Annotated in this window: 10 protein-coding genes, 2 other RNA genes, 2 pseudogenes and 1 riboswitch; of the genes and pseudogenes, 12 read left to right on the forward strand and 2 right to left on the reverse strand. The window is 46.9% G+C overall.

The genetic code is table 11. The annotated features are described in order from the left end of the window. Window positions 1-54: 54 nt before the first annotated feature. The 7 genes and pseudogenes from ssrA (AC4G46_RS00950) to AC4G46_RS00980 all read left to right on the forward strand — a co-directional run bounded on the left by ssrA (AC4G46_RS00950) (window position 55) and on the right by AC4G46_RS00980 (window position 13,153). Window positions 55-406, forward strand: a transfer-messenger RNA (tmRNA) gene (gene ssrA, locus AC4G46_RS00950). 416 nt (window positions 407-822) lie between these two features. Beyond that, a riboswitch (cyclic di-GMP riboswitch) is annotated at window positions 823-918 on the forward strand. A gap of 1,649 nt (window positions 919-2,567) precedes the next feature. After that, window positions 2,568-3,767 (forward strand): annotated as a pseudogene (locus AC4G46_RS00955) (putative bifunctional diguanylate cyclase/phosphodiesterase); the annotation flags it as partial. Then, window positions 3,747-4,002, forward strand: a transfer-messenger RNA (tmRNA) gene (gene ssrA, locus AC4G46_RS00960). The pseudogene AC4G46_RS00955 and the gene ssrA (AC4G46_RS00960), both read left to right, overlap by 21 nt. Window positions 4,003-4,722: 720 nt before the next feature. After that, window positions 4,723-5,685 carry a stalk domain-containing protein gene (locus AC4G46_RS00965; protein ID WP_491126282.1) on the forward strand — a complete coding sequence of 321 codons (963 nt, stop codon included), beginning with the start codon at window positions 4,723-4,725 and terminating at the stop codon, window positions 5,683-5,685. A gap of 360 nt (window positions 5,686-6,045) precedes the next feature. Continuing rightward, the gene (locus AC4G46_RS00970) at window positions 6,046-6,483 is read left to right on the forward strand and encodes a VOC family protein (RefSeq protein WP_491128760.1); all 438 of its coding nucleotides are present in this window, start codon (window positions 6,046-6,048) and stop codon (window positions 6,481-6,483) included. After that, a complete protein-coding gene (locus tag AC4G46_RS00975) occupies window positions 6,480-7,397 on the forward strand; it encodes a VOC family protein (RefSeq protein ID WP_491126283.1) in 918 nt (305 codons plus the stop codon). The genes AC4G46_RS00970 and AC4G46_RS00975 overlap by 4 nt, the downstream gene beginning before the upstream one ends. Window positions 7,398-7,891: 494 nt before the next feature. Then, on the forward strand, window positions 7,892-13,153 hold the full coding sequence (locus AC4G46_RS00980; RefSeq protein ID WP_491126284.1) for a rhamnogalacturonan lyase family protein: 5,262 nt from the start codon (window positions 7,892-7,894) through the stop codon (window positions 13,151-13,153). Between the two features lie 311 nt (window positions 13,154-13,464). Here AC4G46_RS00980 and AC4G46_RS00985 read toward each other — a convergent pair whose 3' ends face one another. Next, window positions 13,465-13,860 (reverse strand): VOC family protein, encoded by a 396-nt coding sequence (locus tag AC4G46_RS00985; RefSeq protein WP_491126285.1) that lies wholly within the window; start codon window positions 13,858-13,860, stop codon window positions 13,465-13,467. Between the two features lie 192 nt (window positions 13,861-14,052). Here AC4G46_RS00985 and AC4G46_RS00990 point away from each other — a divergent pair, with 192 nt between their 5' ends. The 4 genes and pseudogenes from AC4G46_RS00990 to AC4G46_RS01005 form a co-directional block, all read left to right on the forward strand. Next, window positions 14,053-15,306, forward strand: a complete 1,254-nt coding sequence (locus tag AC4G46_RS00990) for a mechanosensitive ion channel family protein (RefSeq protein ID WP_491126286.1) — start codon at window positions 14,053-14,055, stop codon at window positions 15,304-15,306. A gap of 304 nt (window positions 15,307-15,610) precedes the next feature. After that, on the forward strand, window positions 15,611-17,731 hold the full coding sequence (locus AC4G46_RS00995; RefSeq protein WP_491126287.1) for a pectate lyase family protein: 2,121 nt from the start codon (window positions 15,611-15,613) through the stop codon (window positions 17,729-17,731). 124 nt (window positions 17,732-17,855) lie between these two features. Further along, a complete protein-coding gene (locus tag AC4G46_RS01000) occupies window positions 17,856-17,999 on the forward strand; it encodes a MerR family DNA-binding transcriptional regulator (RefSeq protein ID WP_491126288.1) in 144 nt (47 codons plus the stop codon). Beyond that, a pseudogene (locus tag AC4G46_RS01005) lies at window positions 17,965-18,441 on the forward strand (SDR family NAD(P)-dependent oxidoreductase); the annotation flags it as partial. The gene AC4G46_RS01000 and the pseudogene AC4G46_RS01005, both read left to right, overlap by 35 nt. Window positions 18,442-18,565: 124 nt before the next feature. Here the strand turns inward: AC4G46_RS01005 and AC4G46_RS01010 are convergent. Continuing rightward, window positions 18,566-19,750, reverse strand: a complete 1,185-nt coding sequence (locus AC4G46_RS01010; RefSeq protein WP_491126289.1) for a PQQ-binding-like beta-propeller repeat protein — start codon at window positions 19,748-19,750, stop codon at window positions 18,566-18,568. A 158-nt stretch (window positions 19,751-19,908) separates the two neighbouring features. On the opposite strand from AC4G46_RS01010, the gene AC4G46_RS01015 reads away from it, so the two are divergent. Next, entirely contained in the window at window positions 19,909-20,751 is an 843-nt protein-coding gene (locus AC4G46_RS01015) for an aldo/keto reductase (protein WP_491126290.1), read from the forward strand. The last annotated feature ends 17 nt before the right edge of the window (window positions 20,752-20,768 follow it).

Raw genomic sequence — 20,768 nt, forward strand, 5'->3', positions numbered from 1 at the left:
AGTTTCAAACTCTAGATCACACCGACCATAAAAAGGGATTTTGAAGTAAGCTTTGGAACTCAGACCAGAAAGAGTATTAATACTTTTCTACTTTGGGGACGCGTCCGCTTCATCAACGCTAAAGCCTATTAAACGGCAAACAACAAAACAACTATGCTTTCGCAGCCTAAGAAACTGTGCGCGTGCTTCTACCCTGCATCGCCCATGTGACAGGGATAGGGGCTAACAAGTAGTGGGATACGCTGTCTGGTCTCCGCCTGGGGTCAGCAGAAGAAGATAATCAGGCTGACCCAACGTATAGCCGGTTACGGGGCGATACTCGGGTGACATCAAAACTGTGACTACACTCGTAGAAACTTATGTGCCGTTATCTTCGGACTGGGTTCGACTCCCCTCAGCTCCATATGGAGTAAAGCAAAAGACACCTAAACACCTTTGAAGGTGTCTTTTTCGTTTTGCGACTGTTCTGGATTATACGTGGCGGTTAAAAATCCTATAATGACGCGGTTTCTGGGACGTGCTGTTAACAGATACAATGAGGCTCACTGAGGCTATACGGAGACCGGTGGCTTTGGCCTCCACGTAACCCGTGATTAATATGCTCCCCCTTCGGTGTGCTTTCGCCTTCCACACCCTTCATCCGCCCTTCGATATTGACCGAAGAGATCGTTGCAGTCTGAGCACTCCTACTTGTTATAAGTTGAGATGAACGGTATCATACAGAAATGCAGAAATTGGTTGTAACACCCAGAAGTATAAACTATAATTAATGTCAGCTTGTAGATTAATGTCGAATAATGTATTGTTTTTCAGATAATCTCAATAATAATATGGCACACTCGTTGAAAAACGGGGTCGCAAAACTACAGGGGCTATTACATTTCAAATTTGGATATGTTATGCCAGCCAGTTACCGAAGGCAAGGAAACCTCTCCTTTTCGGGAGAGGTTTTTTGTTGCAATGGGCCTGATTCATAAGGTGGGAGAACATTGAGTGTATTTAAAAAATCGATTGTATTAATCATAGCTCTGATTGTTTTTGGACTACTAGGTAATATGCTCAACCTATCCCTACTGCTGGGGGTCAATTTTATCTTCGGCAGTATATTCACCTTTTTGATATTGCGGATATATGGTCTTAAATGGGCTTTAATGGCATCGGCTATTGTAAATGGTTACACGTTGTTTCTTTGGCATCATCCTTACGCTATGTTTGTTTTTGTACTGGAAACTTTATTTGTCGGCTTCTTCTACAGAGGGAAAAGGATTGTTCTTATTGATAGCCTATATTGGATGATTTTAGGGATGCCCCTCATATGGGTATTCTATCGTTATGCCCTGGATATGAATTTTACCGCTTCCCTACTGGTTGTGCTTAAGGATGCCGTAAATGGTATTTTAAATGTATTAATTTCCAGTTTAATCTTTACGTATCTGCCTCTTATTAAATGGCCATCATTCCAAAAAAGCAAAATGTCGAGCTCTCTTCATGATGTGCTTTTCAACATATTTGTCACACTTACCTTTATAACTTTGCTTCTGGTGACAGTGATGATTGGCCATGAACAGTATCACAACATAAATAAAAAAATAAAGTCAGAGACTGAACGAGATTCCGCTATCATCCGCGATGATCTCACTGAGTGGGGAAAAGTTCATGTTGCCGCAGTGAATACTTTATCGATGGTGGCGGCTGAAAATAGGATGGAAAGGATGGATTCCTTGCAGCGCCATGTGGCTTATCTACTGGCGTTATATCCCGATTTTATTACTTCATACATTGCTGATAGTAACGGAGTTACAAAGCTGTTCTCTCCATTACTGAATGACAAAGGAGAGTCAACGATTGGCTTAAGCTTCTCGGATCGGCCTTACTTTGAATATATGAAAGAAAAACACCAATTCGTTGTTTCCGATGTGTTTCTTGGAAGAGGTGGCGTTAACGAACCCATTGTGGTTGTAGGCTCCCCTATTCTGATTAGCGGCGAGTTTACAGGGGTGGCCGTAGGTGCTCTAAATCTTAACTATGTTACAACGGAGTTAAAAAAGCTGGCGAATAATAGACTAATGAATATCACAATCGTAGATCGGCATGACAAGGTTATTGCGAGTACTCGTGATGATCTAGCCGTTATGAACCCGTATAACTGGGCAGAAGGGGGCGAAGTAAGTGAAATAATTGATGGTTTGTATTATTGGTTCCCGGATGCTATCAAAAATCCAATGATCAGATGGGGAGAATCCTCCTATTTCAAGATCATGACAATTCCGCAAATGGGTGATTGGAGTATTATTGTCGAGACACCGATTGCCCCCTATCGTGACCGCTTATATAGCTACTACATAAAAATATTCAGTATTTTATTGGCCTGTGGACTGATATTTATTTTTATTTCTAATGTAATCAGTGGAATCATTGTTCGACCGATTAAGCTTTTAACCAACACAACCACCAATTTACCTGAGAAAATAGCCAAGAACCAGATCGTGAACTGGAAAGGAAGCTTTATACAAGAAATTAATACGCTTATATCTAACAGTAGGGATACTGCCGCGAGACTTCAAAGCATGTTTGCTGAAATTCAACTTCTCGCCTATTACGACAGCCTGACCGGCTTGCCCAATAGAGTCTACTTTAATCAACGATTACAAGCTTACTTGGAGGAAGCCGGCGACCATGGTCACACAGCCGCAGTCCTGTTCATCGATCTAGATCGATTTAAGATGGTAAATGATACGTTCGGTCATACAAATGGCGATCAGTTATTAAAGCTGGTAGTTGTGAGGGTTCAAGAATGTCTTGGTCAGGATGCGATCCTCTCAAGAATGGGTGGAGATGAATTCATCGTCTTACTTCCCAACGTGACCCGCGAACAATCGGAACAAATTGCCCAAGCTCTTCTTGCGGCATTTAAGATACCCATTTCGCTAAGTGATCACGAGGTGTATACCACACCAAGTATCGGTATCAGCCTCTTTCCAGGGGATGGAGACAGTGAGATGGAACTTATTAAGAATGCAGATCAAGCGATGTACATGGTTAAAAAGACAGGGCGTAATGGTTACAGTTTCTATGAGGGGAAGCTTAATACGTCATTGTCAAACCAAATGAGCTTGGAGACTATGCTTCATAAAGCTTTAGATAATCATGAGTTTGAACTATTCTATCAGCCCCGGATGGAATTGAAGACAGGCCAAATTATCGGACTAGAGGCTCTGATTCGATGGCGCCATCCGGTTCAGGGTATGATTAGCCCCGCGGAATTTATACCGATTGCCGAAGAAAACGGTCTAATTAGCCCCATTGGAGAATGGGTGTTACGGACAGCTTGTTCGCAAAATAAAGCTTGGCAGAATGAGGGCTACAAGCCAGTCTGTGTCTCCGTTAATCTATCCGTAAGGCAATTCACGGATAAGGATCTGGTTCGGAACATCTCTGGCATTTTGAACGAGACCCAGCTTGATCCACGATACTTGGAGCTGGAGATTACTGAAAATATAAGTATGAACAATGGAGAACAGGTACTCTCCACTTTACAGGAGATAAGAAAGTTAGGCGTTAAGATCTCCATTGATGATTTTGGTACTGGGTATTCTTCATTGAACTATCTTGTGAACTACCCAATCGATTTCCTTAAAATTGATCAGTCCTTCGTTCGTAACATTCAGAGCCAATCCAATGATGTGTCCATTGTGAAAGCTATCATTTTCATTGCTCATAGCATCGGTTTAAAAGTTGTGGCGGAAGGAGTCGAGACGGAGGAACAATTGAACTTGCTGCGTGAACTGGAGTGTGATGATGTCCAGGGATATTTAATAAGCAAACCTGTAGAATGTGAAGAGGTAAGGAATTTCTTATAAGGGATTGCCGATAAGCTGCTTTTCTCTGTATTATGGTGTCGTACGGGGCGATACTCGGGTGACATCAAATCCGTGACTACACTCGTAGAAACTTATGTGCCGTTATCTTCGGACAGGGGTTCGACTCCCCTCGGCTCCATATGGAGTAAAGTAGAAGACACCTTAATTGGTGTCTTTTTTCAATTTAGCGGTTGTTTTGAATTTTACGTAGCGGTTAAAAAGCTTGTTATGACGTGGAATCTGAAACTTGCTGTTAAAGGATACAGTGAGTTCACTGAAGCTTTAAAGAACATGCATGATTTGAATCATGACATAATGACCATGTAATGTAAAGGCTACAGGTTTAACAGATCAGGGAGTCATTTCTAAAGAATGAGGGAGCGTCCTATGAGCGGATGCTCCCTTTTTATTGCCAGATCGTAGGAGGTTTTCATTTGCATATCCACTGCATCCACCAAGAAATATCTCGCCGTTGGGACGAATTTGAAAATTTTAGGTTAATGATTAACAATTCTTCCCTATTGTTCCGATAAATATGGAGATACATATTTTTACTGGGAGATAGAATTGTGGTAAAAATTATAAATAGTTCTATGCAGTATGCTATTTTGTTTGTTTATAGATAGTGAAGGTAAAAGAATTACGGAATAAAAACATACATAGCTAATCCAAAGGGCTCTGCCTGTTAGGTCATAGAGCTTAGTTGCCAGGCGGCTGTCGGTATATCAAGACTACAGTCCCACAAAATAGGTATTAATTTTTGATTTTGATACAAGAAGCGTCTGTGAGCAGTAAAGAGTAAAGTATCTTACGGATATGGTAGTACATGCAGCATTAAATAGATTGAAGGAGGATTTCAAGAATGAAGTTAATTAAAATGAGAAAATCTGTTTTTGTTTCATCTATTGTGGTTTCAAGTCTACTGTTTGGCTCAGTAGGGGTATTTGCAGGAAATGGTGTTGAAGCGATAAAGGCAAAGTTGAACCATGATATCAAGTTTGTTCTTAACGGTTCCAAATGGACTCCAAAAGATCAATCGGGTAATAACTTATCCGCTTTGGTATATAACGGTTCTACATATGTTCCCTTGAGATCTGTTTCAGAAGCTCTTGGAGCAGAAGTTGATTTTAATGCAGCCTCTTTAACTATATCCATTGATGGTTCAGGTGGTAGTGGTATTCCGTATAAAGATGCCAGTACGGCACCGACCTCGAAAGAACCTGTTAACCCGGCTCCAACAATTACGCCGCCTCCAGCAACGACGACTTCTTCGGCTAATAATGGTAAATCCGTTAGTTCTGCAATTCCAATTGGTAAGTCGGTTACATTTGATGATCCTTTTAGTTATGAAGGTTTTTCGAACACAGCAAACTATACTTTCTCTGTAAGTTCAGTAAAGTCAATTTCAAGAAGTGAAATTGCAGCTCTTGGTTTCAGAGAACCTGAAGCAGACGCCTTGACTGAGTATAAATTGGTTAAAGTGAAGTTCGTTTTAAATAACGGAAAGCTTATCTCTGATGATAAAAACGAAAGTCTTTATGTTTCGGTTGATCTCGTACCAAGCCTCTGGGGTTCTAAAACTTCAGACGGAAAAAGTATCATCGGTGTAACAGATTCTGGTTTCACTGGCTCCTTAGACGATGCTATTGATGAAGCAACCGATTTTAAAAAGCTTAAGGTGGGTGAAAGTTACAGCTATTCGGCAGAAGGTCTTGTAATCGTACCTGTATATAAAGGGATGAAAAACTATCTAATTGTCAATTTCAAAAACTATGCTAAGGAAGATTCTGATGACAATTCATACCTTTACTTCAATCTTGAGTAATTAAAGAGTCTTAAGCACTTAGATTGATTCTCTGGATAGCTAAGCGGCCTTGGTTCTGAATTCATTGGAACTGAGGCTGTTTAGTTTTTTCTGTAATTGTACTTGAATGAAAAATATGTATATAATCATCTGCAATATTTTAGTATTGCGATTCGTTAAAAGGCAAACTTCTAGGGTGACATCAAATCCGTGACTACACTCGTAGAAACTTATGTGCCGTTATCTTCGGACAGGGGTTCATTGTGATTAGAAAATGAGTGAAAAAATACGATCATATGTTCGTTAAAATCGTTTATTTTCCTAAAATTTTGTGTATAATAAAGCTGACTGGCCAACTTGTTCCAAAGGGGATGAAGCATGATGTCAATCGGTTTGAACCCGTATTTTGTTTTTAATGGAAACACAAGAGAAGCTCTGCATTTTTATGAAAAAGCGCTGCGCGGGAGTGTGGTCGGGATTATGACGTTCGGCGATTTGCCGGAGAATCCGGATCATCCGCTGACTGAAGAGATGAAGTCCCTCATTATGCATGCACATTTGAAGGTCGGTAATGCAGATCTCATGTTCTCTGATACTTTTCCGGGTACTGCGCATCAGGCGGACGGGGATACGGTTCAGATTGCGATTCATCCAACAGAGGAAGCAGAGGCGCGGGAGATTTTTGCTGCGCTGGGAGACGGCGGCCAGGTGGTCATGCCTCTGCAGAAGACAGATTGGAGCCCGTTGTATGGGATTGTTAAGGACAGGTTCGGTGTTACTTTTCAGGTGAATGTCTCAGTGAGGGGGAATGATTTGTGACCAATACAAAACAAACAATTGTGCCGCATATATGGTATGACAAAGAAGCGGTAGAAGCGGCTAATTTTTACGCAACTGTTTTCCCGGAATCAAAGGTTACTAGTGTTACAACACTTCGTGACACGCCCTCAGGCGACTGTGATCAGGTTTCTTTTGAAATATGGGGACAGAAGTTTATGGCGATCAGTGCAGGGCCGTATTTTAAATTAAATCCGTCCGTGTCTTTCTTCGTTAATTTTGATCCGTCACGCGATAAGGATGCAGCTGAGAAAATAGATGAGGTCTGGAACAAATTATCTGAAGGCGGACAAGCACTAATGCCGCTTGATAAATATCCGTTCAGTGAGCGGTACGGCTGGATTCAGGATAAGTTTGGCGTGTCCTGGCAGCTGATGCTTACAAATCCGGAGGGTGAGGAGCGTCCGGCGATCATTCCGTCCTTTTTGTTTGTGGGTGATCAGTGCGGTAAGGCGGAAGAGGCTATGTCTCTCTATTTATCTGTATTCGGGAACTCGCGGCAGGGAACGGTTGCCCGCTATCCCAAAGGCTTGGAGCCTGACCAGGAAGGAACCATTATGTTCGCTGACTTTATGCTGGAGAATCAGTGGTTCACCGCAATGGACAGTGCGCATGAGCATAAATTCAGTTTCAACGAGGCTATCTCCTTTATGGTAAAATGCGATTCGCAAGAGGAAATTGATCATTACTGGGAGAGGCTCTCTGCAGTTCCCGAAGCTGAGCAGTGCGGCTGGCTGAAAGACAAGTTCGGTGTGTCCTGGCAGATTGTACCTTCGGCGCTGGATAAGCTGCTGGAAAAGGGAACACCTGAGCAAATGGAGCGGGTTACGAAGGCTTTTTTGCAGATGAAGAAGTTCGATATTGCAGCATTACAAGAGGCTTATAAGGGCGACTGAGAGCATAGCTCCTATCCTCTGCTGGGGTGAATATGAATATAGTAATGCTAGAGAAGCGGTGGGAGGCAGAACTCTTACCGCTTTTTGGTGTGCCGGAACAGTTTCAACAGAAATTCAAAATAGTAGCAACTCGTCTAAAAAGTCCAACCCAGGATAATTTGCAGCAGTGTAAGTAATTATGGGGGGATCAGTCAAGGGCAACGCCAAAAAGCATCCTGAATATTCGTTAAAATTGATTGTATTATGCTTTTAACATTCACTTTTGATACAAAATCAAAAATGACTATAGAAATCAGTAGCCATGATTTACAAGGGAATATGTAAAGGCTTACAATCTGACATATCTTTGCTGATGCAAGAAGATCTGGATTCGGTCTAATAGATTACTGGTGAAGTGAGGTGGGTGGAAGAGAGAAAGCGCTTTATTTTACTGATTTATATTGAAAGCGCTTAATTAAGCAGGACTTGGCAGCTTCATGATTTTACGACGAGGAGTGAAGGTATTGAAGAGCAAGCTCAAAAAGTACGTGTCTGTAGTTCTCACAGTTTCTATGGCATTTATGCTGATGCCCTCTGCGGTTTTGGGTGCGCCGGAAGGCGGCGGTAACGCAGCTGCAGCTGCAGCTTTGGCACAAGTGGGCGGTGTACTGGATTTTGAAGATGGCGAGTTAGCAGGTACTGTAACCGGCGCTCCGGCAACTACCGGCTCCGGTTCTGTTACGGTAGCGGTTTATGAATCTAACAAGGCACTCCGCGTTCAGCCTCCATCTGATACAGATTCAAATGAGGCCAAACAAGCCAGCTACTGGTGGACTCTCCCCTTAAACAGCGGTGAGTATGACCTTACCGGCAAAGATCAGGTTGAGGTATCCTTTGACTGGTGGGTTGATATTACCCGTCCAAGTGCAAATTCGCTTGATATTCGTCTTAATGACGGAACGGATCAAGTGGTAACGCTGCGGACTGCCGGAGGCGGGACAAATGCGGACTCACCGGCGACCATATCCTATTACACCGGCAATATGAATGCGGCTAATGCCCCGGCAACAGGGGCGTCAGTCACTGCACTAACAGGCGTGCCGCGACTGACCAAACTTTCAGCGACCCTGAGCCTTGATCTCCTGGCACAAGTGGCATCAATCAGCGTTACTGACGGCGGTTCAAGGGTATATACCACGCCTCAGCCGATAGCCATAGGCTCTGATAAACTGACCAGCCTGAGCATCGGTGCAAGCCGGGCAAGCGGACAGAACTGGGCAAGATTTAACGCGGTTACAGGTGTTGACTGGAATGAAGATACCTATGGCATGCGCGTTGACAATATCCTGTTCAGGGCAGCTTCGACCGGAGGCGTTAAACCGGTTATTAAACCGGGCGAGCTAACAATATCTCCGGCTTCCGCTGCCAGTCTGGAATATGGGGAAGGTTCCCTTGCCGATAAGCATTCGGCCACATTCAGCGCGGTTGTAATGCCTATTAATGCAACGGACCGGACGTTTACATGGTCAATCAGTGACGAGAAGATTGCTGCGATAGCAGTAAATCCGGACAAAAGTGTAACCGTTACCGCAGTCGGTGCAGGCGAGGCCACTCTTACGGCTGTGTCCACCATGGACGGGGCTATCAAGGACAGTGTGCAGATTCATGTAAAACATGTTCCTTCTGTTACTGAGCCGGCTCCGGACTTTTCTGCACTGTTAGCGGAAGGGTACACACAGGAATTCGGGAGTAACTTTGCCGCTGGCGGGGCAGCTCCGCTATGGATATTTGCAGGCGGTACCTACCACACGCTTGCCAGAGAAGAAGCTCCTCAGGTGAATAATTATTTCAGATTTGACGCGTCCGGTTCAGGCAACCGCGGAGGTAAGGGAGATTTACCGCAAGCCGTTTCCGGTAGCAAGGTCTATGTTAACCTGGACTGGAAGGTTCCGGCGGTTACCACCCTGCAGAACACGTTTAACCTGAGCTTCCAGGACGGTTCTAACGTTCTGCTTAGCTTAAGAACAGGTACTTATAACGGGGCAAGAACGATAGGTGCGTTTGCAGGGAGCCTGCCAGGGCCGACCGGGCCCAATCCGGCTAACTTCTGGAGCAGTGACCGTTACCACGCTTTTACTTATAACGATGTGAATGTATGGTATACGGTAGGCGTAGAGTTTGATTTTGATACAATGCTCGCTACGGTTTCCCTTGCTCCAAGAGATGCTGCCGAAGCTGTACCGTCGGTGGTGACTATTCCTTTTGAAGGAAGCCAGATCAGCTCGTTTGTCCTTACAGGTGAGCGTGCAGGCGGAAATAACGTGGGTGTAGTGGATAATGGCGTTGATAATTTGTACTTCTTTACTAAGCAGCTTTCAGCGGACACAATAGTCGAAGTGCTGCCGTATGCATTCTTGCCGGAACTTCCGGGAACAGCAGACAGCAATACATTGCAGAGCTGGTTCAAGACCGTATACATCGGGGATGTGACTGATGAGGCAGGGCTTGATCTGCCGGCAACGGTTAAGGTTAAGCTTGCGGACGGCACTACTGCCGAGGTAGGCGTAACCTGGGCTTTAACAGAAGCCCCATGGTCTACAGCGGCTGCAGATCTGGTTTATAAGGCAGATAAACAGGGCGTATTCTCCTATGCCGGGACACTTACCGGTGTTCCTGACGTAGCCGTTAACAGAATGGGATTAAAGGCGAAGCTGTACATCGAGAACCGGCATAAAGACAAGGTTACTGCGGAGCCGATCTCAATGGAGTGGCTGGACAGAGGCGTGGTAGCCGTTCCGGTGAACAGCGGCGACGGTGTGCTTGTAACATGGCGTCTGCTGTCTTCAGAATACAATAAAGGCTTAACCTTTAATGTCTATAGAAACGGCGACAAGATTAACACGTTACCGGTTACTGTGCTGGATTATGTGGATGCAGGCGGCAAAACCGGAGACAGATACGAAGTAGAGACTATAAACACTGGTGCGATGAGCAAGCCTGCAACGGCATGGGCCAATAATTACATTGACATTCCGCTGCAGAGACCGGCGGACCGTCCCAACCCGGCGCTTGCTTACGGTGCAACATCCAGTGCCGAGCCCATTACCTACACTGCCAACGATACCTCTGTAGCGGATATTAACGGTGATGGCCAGTATGAGATTCTTGTAAAATGGTATCCGTCCGGGGCTACAGATCCGGGGCTCTCCAACAGGCATACCGGCGAAACGATTTTCGATGCCTATACGCTTGAAGGAAAATTGCTGTGGAGAATCAACCTGGGTATCAATATCGTGTCCAGCGCCCATCACAGCGCATTTAACTTCTATGATCTGGATCAGGACGGAAAAGCGGAATTTTCAGTTAAGACAGCAGACGGAACAAGGGGTTATCTCCCTAAAGCGGACGGTACCATTGATGATCTGACGGACACTCCTGCCTGGGTATTGGGTGACCCGGAAGCGGTATGGGTAGGCGGCCTTCAGAATCCGGCAAAAGATAACCAGATCAACAATACGGCACTTGGCAGAGTCGCATCCGGCCCGGAAACCTTTACGGTATTTAACGGGGAAACCGGGAAGCCGGTTGATACGGTTGATTATTTTGCACCGTACAGCATCAGCTCAAACTGGGGCGATAACAACAATAACCGCAGCGACCGCTTTAACGGAGCCGTTGCCTATATGCCGAAGAATGGCGAATATGGCGCAGAGCCTTATCCTACCGTTATTGAGGTGCGCGCTCACTACGGCCCGCAGTATGTAGCGGCATACCAGTTTATTGACGGTAAAATAGTGGAGATCTGGACGTTTACACTGGCTGACTGGAACGCTGGCAGTAATCAGGGTAATCACAATGTTAAGGTGGCCGATGTGGATTTTGACGGCTATAACGAGGTTGTGCTTGGCGGCATCACGATCGATCAGGATGGAACGATTGTGTGGAGCACTAACGGAACGAGAGGTACAGTAGCCGGAGGTCACGGTGACGCGCTGCATGTAGCCGCAATGGTACCTGACAGCAATGAGATCTATGTTTTCCAGCCGCATGAAGCCAGTCCGCCAAACAATGTAACGCTGGTTCGCGGTTCCACAGGGGAAGCAGTGTGGACCTATTCAGCGAACTTAGGCGATGTTGGACGCGGCGTTGCAGCTAATGTAACTCCTTTACCGGGCTTTGAAGTGTGGGCAATAGGGACGCCTATGTACAATATTATGAACGGCAAAGTCATTACTGCTGATGTCGGCGGGATCGGCGTTGCTAACAAGGCACCTGTTAACTTCATCCTGTATTGGGATGGAGATCTGCTGAGCGAGTTCTTTGACGGGCCTGATAACAACAACTCAACAGCAGCTCCGGCGATCACGAAGTTTAATTATGATGTAACAACGGAGCAAAGTGAGCTTACGACGCTGCAGACCTTGACCGGAACCTATTCCAACAACGGAACCAAGGCGAATCCGAGCCTGATTGCCGATATTTTCGGTGACTGGCGTGATGAGGTTCTTGTCCGTACCAATGACAATAATGCGCTGAGAATCTACACGACGGATATTCCGACGGATAATGTAATCTACACACTGATGCATGATCCGCAGTACCGCCTGGCTGCTAACTCTCAGAACGCTATGTACAACCAGCCGGCGCATTTGAGCTTTTACCTGGGTGAAGACATCCGTGATGAGGTTCAGAACATGCAGCTTCCGGTGTCTAATATCTACTACACTGCAGAAGTGGACGTTACCCCGGCGGAGAATTCTGTTCTCTCTGTAACAGAGGCAACGTACTATACGAACGCGGGGGCTGACCTCACGGTAACGGTGACATTAAACGGCAACACGCTTACCGGGATCAAAAAAGGCGATACTGCACTTGCTGACACCGACTATAGCCTGGCTGCTGTAACGCCGGATGGCAAACAGACGGTTACAATCAAGAGAAGTTATTTGGCAACACTGTCTAATGGTGATGTCCTGACCTTCGTGTTCAGTGCAGGGAAGTCTGCACAGCTGAAGATTACGGTGACGACACAAGAAGTCTCTACTCCGGGATCGAATCCGGGATCCAATCCGGCTACTCCGACGCCAACCCCGGGCCCTACAGCAGGCTCCGGAACAGGTACCGGTTCTGCAGTGCAGACACCTACTCCGGAAAAGCCGATTTTTAAGAGCATCCTTGTGAACGCAGAGCAGACTAAGGCTAAGCTGCAGCAGGCACTGCAAGCAAACCAGCCGCTCAGCTTCTCTGACGTACCACAGACGCATTGGGCTGCAAAAGCAATCCGGTTAGCTTCACAGCTTGGGATCGTCGAAGGTACGCTTAACGGCGAGTTCAAGGGTTCAAATCATGTAACCCGGGCTGAATTTGCTGCGATGATCGTCCGGACGTTGGGCATTGATACGACCGGAGCAGCAGGATCCTTCTCCGACACCAATGGTCATTGGGCAGATGCCTATATCAGAGCGCTGCATCGCGCGGGGATTGTAAACGGTGCAGGTAATGGTCATTTCATTCCTAATCAGCAGATCACCCGCGCTGAGATGGCTGCAATTCTGGCCCGTGTGCTGGATATGAGTGCACCTGCCAGCGCAGCACAATTCTCGGATCTTAGCAATCATTGGGCTGCAGACAGTATCGAGCAGCTTAGCAGGGCAGGTATCGTATCCGGTATGGGCGGCGGTAAGTTTGCACCGGACGATACAGCTACCCGCGATCAGTCGGTAACGATTATCATGCGGATGCTGAATATCGTGCTTGATCTGAATCTGGAGCTGTAAGGCAGTCATTTTAGATTAAAATGTTGGTGTTTGGTGTTACGTGGAATAATGCTATTTAACGGGGGAGCACCGCTTAGCGGTTGCTTCCTCTTTGTGCTTATAAGGAAAGCTTTTCCTGCACTGACGATGGCTGGGGGAACGGTGTTGAAGGAACAGTAGAGATTAAGGGAGACGGCGCTTGTATTCAGTTTCAGGCAAGGATTGTGCCGATTGTATATTCTAAAAGAGAACCCGTACTCTTAACCCAAAGGCCCAAGATACGGGTTCATTTAATGCTTCTGTGTTCAGGGGCAGCCTTGCAGCTTCACCCTTTATTTTGCCTGCAAATCCGGCTGATGGATCCCGAATATATTCCCTTCTGAATCAAGGTAATACCCTTGCCAGGCCATTCCGGGCAGCGCGTGTTTTGGCAGTGCAACTTTGCCGCCATGCTGCAAAATGAGAGCTTCGGTGGCATCGTAATTTTCCACTCCCAGGGTACAGGCGTATCCGTTCACAGCTTGTCCCGGCTCCGGAGCAGCTCCGTGCCGCTTCATCAGAGCCCCGTTGATACCGGGTTCACTGGCATCCCCTGTTATAGCCCCGAAATAAGGTGTTCCGGCGTATTCGCTCCAATCCTCAAACGTCCATCTGAACACCCCGCCATAAAATGCCTTGGCACGCTCCATGTCATCTACATGAATCTCAAAATGAATTAACCGGCTCATCCGTAATCCCTACCGTATTTTTAATTCCATTGTCCTTTCTCTATTATAGTTTCCGATTTTGCTGAATATATAAAATAAACCAGGAGTATTTTTGCAGCACAGCGGTTTATTGTAAGGCGAAGACCGGATTTTTGCGTAACCTCAAATACTCCTTTATAATGATAGGCCAGTGCACGAAGTCAGGAGGAAGCTATGAATTTTATTAAAAATCAGCTGGAGGCGTTTGGTGCCGGCGGGGTAATGGTAGATTATCTCTCGAATATAATCATGGTTCTTTTTATAGCGCTGCTCTCTGTATTGGCCAATTTTGCAGTCAAAAAGATTGTGCTGCGCGTCATTATCCATATCGTCAACAACAACCGGTATACGTGGGATAATATTATTTTGGAGAAAAAGGTGTTCCACAAGCTGTCCCATCTCGCGCCGGCCTTAATCATCTACTACTCGGCTCCAATATTTCCGTTATATCAGTCTTTAATTGAAAAAGCGGCCTTAACCTATCTAATCATCGTTACCATCACAGTGCTGAATGCGCTGCTGGATGCGGCGGACGCGATCTACCGTTCGTTTGACGTCTCCAAGATCAGACCGATCAAGGGCTACATCCAGGTTGCCAAAATCATTCTGTTCATCATTGGCGCCATCGTGGTGATCGCAAATCTGATCGGGCAAAATCCGTTGATCATTCTTAGCGGGCTGGGTGCTTTATCGGCGGTTCTGATGCTGATCTTTAAAGATTCTATACTGGGCCTGGTTGCGGGCGTCCAGCTGTCCTCCAATGATATGGTGCGGGTGGGCGACTGGATTGAAATGCCCAAATATAATGCGGACGGTGAGGTCACCGATATTACCCTGAACACCGTAAAGGTCATGAATTTTGATAAAACGATTACGATGATTCCCAGCTACGCGCTCATTTCGGACTCCTTCAGGAACTGGAGAGGCATGCAGGTGTCCGGCGGGAGACGGATCAAACGGAGTGTGTATATTGATACAAGCAGCGTGTGCTTTTGCACCCGGGAAATGATTGAGGAGTTTCAGAAAATCCACTATCTCAATGATTATGTAACAGCGAAATTAAGTGAGATTAAGGCCTATAATATTGAGCATCAGGTCAATATGGAGAGCAATGTGAACGGAAGACAGCTCACGAATATCGGCGTATTCAGGGCTTACATTCAGGAATACCTGCGGAATCATCCAAAAATTCATAAGGATATGACCCTGCTCGTCCGCCAGCTGGCGTCGGGTGATAACGGGCTGCCCCTGGAGATCTACGCATTCAGCAATGATACCACGTGGGGTGTGTATGAGTCGGTGCAGGCGGATATTTTCGATCACATTTTTGCGGTTATCCCTACCTTCGGGCTGCGGGTGTTCCAGAATCCGACGGGCCATGATATTGTTCATTTAAAAGAGAAAGCGGAATACTCGCGGAGCTATTGAGAAAAGAGTCAGAAGCAGCCCTAACCGGCTGCTTTTTCTGTAATACAGGATAGATAAGTTTTCAGGCTATTGTGCTGTGGTCCCGCCCGCCCGCAGTCTGGAAACGGAGGTTCAAACGATCATCCTCCTGTCAAATAATCATTAACCCAGAATACCGCATGACCGATTCCAATATGAGTAAATGATTGTTTCGCAACCGCTTACACGGGGATATGCTGAGGGTGTTTCAGGACCTAATTTAATGGGAGGGAATGAATTGAAAAAGAGAACGGCAAGAGTAACGGGGATGTTGCTTTTATTTACAATGGCCTTATCTTTGGTGGCAGGCAACTGGGCAAGCCCTACGGCACATGCAGCAGGCGTGTCCATTACAGTAAGCGGGGGCTGGAATGAAACGGCTTATGCGGAGTGGTCGCCGGTAAGCGGTGCAACAGGGTATAACGTATATGTGAAGCAGGCAAGCGCAGCGGACTCGCAGTATCAGCAGCTGGATAATCCGTTAATCCGCAAGTACGCCTCCTACTGGAGAGCGGATGCAGTCGGGCTGGCCGCCGGGAGCTATGTAATGAAGGTAGAGGCTGTACTGTCAGGAGGAGGAACCGCCAGCAGCGTAACCGGTACGCTGAATGTAGCAGCGCATGACCGGTCGGGATTTGCTTTTTCACCAAGCTCTCCCTTTGGTACGGGTTCCGGCGCTTATAACGCCAATGGGACGCTGAGAACTGGCGCAGAGGTCCTTTATGTTACCTCACAGACAGCTCAGACGGTAACCCTCCCGGTTAAAACCAGCAGCTCAGGCACGGTGCAGACCGGCGTTGGACTGGGCGATATTTTGAATCTTAGACAAAAAGGTTATGATACGACCCCGCTGGCGATCCGGATTATCGGCAAGGTAACGGCTTCCGATCTGAGCGGGCAGCTCAACAGCAGCGGTTATCTGCAGGTCAAAGGCAAAAATAATTACTCGGAAATGAATATCACCATCGAAGGGATCGGCCAGGATGCTTATGCGTACGGCTGGGGATTGCTCCTCAGGTATGTAGGTAACGTGGAAGTAAGAAACCTGGGGCTGATGCTGTTCCCGGACGACGGTGTCTCGATGGATAGCGGCAATGTGAATGTGTGGGTGCACAATAATGATCTTTTTTACGGAGCGGCAGGCGGGGATGCGGATCAGGCCAAGGGTGACGGCTCAACTGACCTCAAGAACGGTTCATCCTACATCACCATTTCCTACAACCATTACTGGGATTCGGGAAAATCGTCGCTGGTCGGCCTGACCGAACCGTCGGAGTTCTATGCTACCTTCCATCATAACTGGTTCGACCACTCGGATTCCCGCCATCCGCGTATCCGCGTAGCATCGGTTCATATTTATAACAACTATTTTGACGGAATCTCCAAATATGGTGTGGGGATGACAAGCGGGGGCTCCGCTTTCGTAGAATCCAACGTCTTCCGCAATGCCAAGTATCCGATGATGATCTCCCTGCAGGGCACGGATGCACTCGGGGAAGGCACCTTCTCCGGTGAAAACGGCGGGATGATCAAGGCATACAACAATCAGGTAACGGGTGCAGCCAGCCTGATCTATGCCAACTCCGGCACGGGGACAGCTGCAGCTAATGCAACCTCTTTTGACGCTTATCTGGCATCCTCAAGAAGTGAGACCGTCCCCGGTACCTATAAGGCCTTAACAGGCGGAACGGCCTACAATAACTTTGATACGTCCGTAAATACAGGGGTAAGCGCCGCTGCGGTTGATGCCGTCAGCTCGGTTGAGCAGAATGTAAAAGCAAAGGCCGGGCGCCTGGGCGGCGGCGACTTTAGCTGGACCTTCAACAATGCTGTGGATGACGCGTCGTATGCGCTTAATACCGCGCTGATGTCGGCGATCCGGGGTTATGCTACCCAGCTTGTCTCTGTAGGTGGCAATTCCAGTGCCACTCCAACACCGACGCCGACTGCAACGGCTACACCTGCACCAACAGCGACTCCTGTACCGACGGCAACGCCTGCGCCAACCGCAACGCCTGCGCCAACCGCAACACCTGTGCCGACAGCGACTCCGGTACCAACAGCCACCCCGGCTACGGGTGTGTATGTCCATGACTTTACGGCATCCGGGAAAACAAGCAGCTTTTTTAACATCCAGGGCAATCTCTCTACCAGCAAGGGGACGGTAGTTTACAATGGCCTGACCCTGACCCAATGCCTGAAAATCGAGAGCTCGACCAGCATCCAGTTCACAGCGGCCAAAGCCTCGACGTTAACCCTGGTGTTCAACGCCGAAGGAACGCAGATTAAGGTGGACGGAACAAGCTATCCGATCACGAACCGGATTGCAACGATTCCGCTTGCGGCAGGGTCACATACGATTGCGAAGGATAGTACGGCGAATTTGTATTATATGAAGCTGGAGTAGAGCGGACGGGCGGCCCTTTGGGGCCGCTTTTTCTATTTCCTCAGGTACCCATTGACTTAAACCATGGTTTAAGTCTTATGCTAGGGGTGTCGACAGGGAAAGATCACATTTGGAGGCCTTCAATATGAAAACAATTTCGATCGGTGAGGCTGCAGCTGCGCTTCATATTCCGGAATCCACGTTACGATATTATGAAAAACAGGGGCTGCTCCCGCTGATCGAGCGTGACGGGGCGGGCAGACGCCAGGGACAATTGGAGCTACTTTAATCAGGAAATTAATACGAATCTGGACGCGCCGTTTCAGCTCTCTCTGCTGTTTGCCCCATTTTTTGCGCAAAAAGAAGCAGCAGCGATTATCAACGTGACTTCCGGGCTCGCTTTTACACCGTTTGCGATTGCACCGATCTACTCCGCCACCAAGGCGGCGCTGCATTCGTTCACAGTCAGCCTGCGGCACCAGCTGTCCGGAACCCCTGTTGAGGTTATCGAGGTAGCGCCCCCGGCTGTCAACACAGATCTGGGAGGTGCCGGACTGCATGTGCACGGGGAGCCGCTGGAGGCTTTTGCGGACGGAATTTTTAAAGGGCTGGAAGAAGGACAAGCAGAGATTGGCTACGGAACCTCGGTAGACCGCCTGCGTATGTCCCGTGATCTGGTGGATGAGTATACGGCGAAGATGTATGAGGCTAGTAAGGGTATGGTTGAGTAACCGGTTCAGAATAGGAGCTATCATGAACCTTTGGACAGAGTTGGTCTCATTATTAGTAGTGCATTCATCCAGAAAAAATGAGAAAACAGCAGCCGGTTGAGGGCTGCTGCTTTCTTTTGAAAAATTACTCAACTATTTTGGGAAGCTTATACTGGAGCAACTGATAATAATCCTTAACCGCGTACAGATAGCCGTCTCCAGCATAGTGATATTCAAGTGCTTTCGTATCAAACGGGATTTGATAGATCATTTTTAATGATGAGGGATCAAATATGCTCTTCCAGTCCTCAGAAAATGTCATAATTTTGTTATCCGGACTGCGTGAAATGACGTACATAGGGTCAGATAATGGCATTGTTTTTTTTAACAGCAATCCCTTTGTTCCATACACAGCCATTTCTCCATTTTCGTAGACCACATAATTTTGACCGGTGGATTGAACAGAGGCATTTCCGGCAATGTTACGTCCCCATAATGTTTTTCCTTTGGCGTTAACTGCGATCAACCTGCTGCCTGTCTGGGGAAGGCTCATTCTAATCAGGATATCTTCCCCGTTTATTACCCAGGCTGCTTCATCAATATATGTTACAGCACCAGTAGGCGGGGTATATGTAAATAACGTATTTAATGTTGGTCCGTATACCTGAAGCTTAAATTTATTGAGGTCACCAATTTGTGAAACCAGATATTTACCGTCTAATATTGTGAAAATTTCACCTAAGGGACGTTCTCCCAGCTTCTCTCCCTTAGAACTGTAAGCATAGACCCAAGGAGAAAAAGTACCATTTGAATTTTGCTTGTTTGGGTTAATAAGTAATAGTGTCCCGTCATTCATTGCATGTATATCTGTTGATTGAGGGACGGCAATCATCCAGTTGAGTTTCCCTGCTGAATTTACAGAATATAACTTTGTGCCTCTTCCGTCTGTTACTAATGCGTAAACCGATCCCAATTTATTATAAGTAATTGAAGTATTCCAGGGGTAGGCCATTCCTTTTTTATAAAAAGAATAGGACCACTTCTCCTTACCACTGGTTTTATCAACTGCTGATACTACCCCAACAGACCAGATTTTAGTCTCGGACGCAACAGAAGTAGTTGAATTCACATAGACTGTATTAGTGTTTGGTACGTGGTAGGGTGCCTGGGGAAATCCCTCTAATTGGCTTTCTAGTGCAATCTTCCAGGCGGGAGCTGGCAGCTGATTGTTTGTTGTTGGGTTTTCAGCGGCAGTAACCGATCCATCCAGTATAAAGATCCCTGTCAGCATTGCCATAATGATGATATACAAAAGCTTTTTCGTACGCATAGTAGCCCCCTATATTAATGGTTAATTTTACCTGATTATTTTATAATATCTTGATAAAGTAGACAATGTATATAGTATATTCTTTTCTTGGGCTGCATTTTCTCTTAGTAATTCATAAGTGCTATGTTTAAGTGAATCTGGCAAAGGAGGCTTTATAAATGAGTCGAAAGATTGCAGAGAAGGTTTTAAACGACGGTCTGAAAATCCCCGCGATTGGCTTTGGTACGGCCTTTCTGAAAGGCGCAGATGGAGCGAAAGCAATTACGGGAGCCATTGAAGCCGGATACCGGCTGATTGACTCGGCCTTTAATTATGAGAATGAAGGGGCGGTCGGACAAGCAGTCCGTAAAAGCGGATTACCGAGAGAAGAGTTGCGGATTACTTCGAAGCTTCCGGGGCGCCACCATGCCTATAAAGAGGCACTGGAGACGATTGAGGAGTCGTTATATAGAGCAGGCCTTGATTATTACGATCTGTATCTGATCCACTGGCCCAATCCGAAGACTGATAAATATGTTGAAGCCTGGCAGGCGATGATTGAGGCGAAGAAGCGCGGCTACATCCGTTCCATCGGGGTCTGCAATTTCCTGCCGGAGCATAACGAGCGTATCATAAAAGAGACCGGCGTCGCGCCGAGCATCAACCAGGTGGAGCTGCATCCGCTGTTTAATCAGGAACTGCAGCGCGCAAAGGATGCCGAGCATGGCATTGTAACAGAGTCGTGGAGTCCGCTTGGACGCGGCCACAGCATGCTGAAGAATGAACAGATTGCAGCCATCGCAGCTGCCCACGGCAAAACACCGACTCAGGCTATTCTGCGCTGGCACATTCAGCTGGGAGCGGTTCCGATTCCGCGGACCAGCTCTGCGGAGCATCAGAGGGAGAATCTTGAAATCTTTGACTTTGAGCTGTCGGATGATGAGATGAAGGTCATTTCAGGCATGAGCAAACCGGACGGACGGCTCTGGGAGCAGAACCCGGCGGAGTATGAAGAAATGTAAATGCCTTTAGTTTAAAA

This window comes from Paenibacillus sp. fava2 (assembly GCF_058313675.1).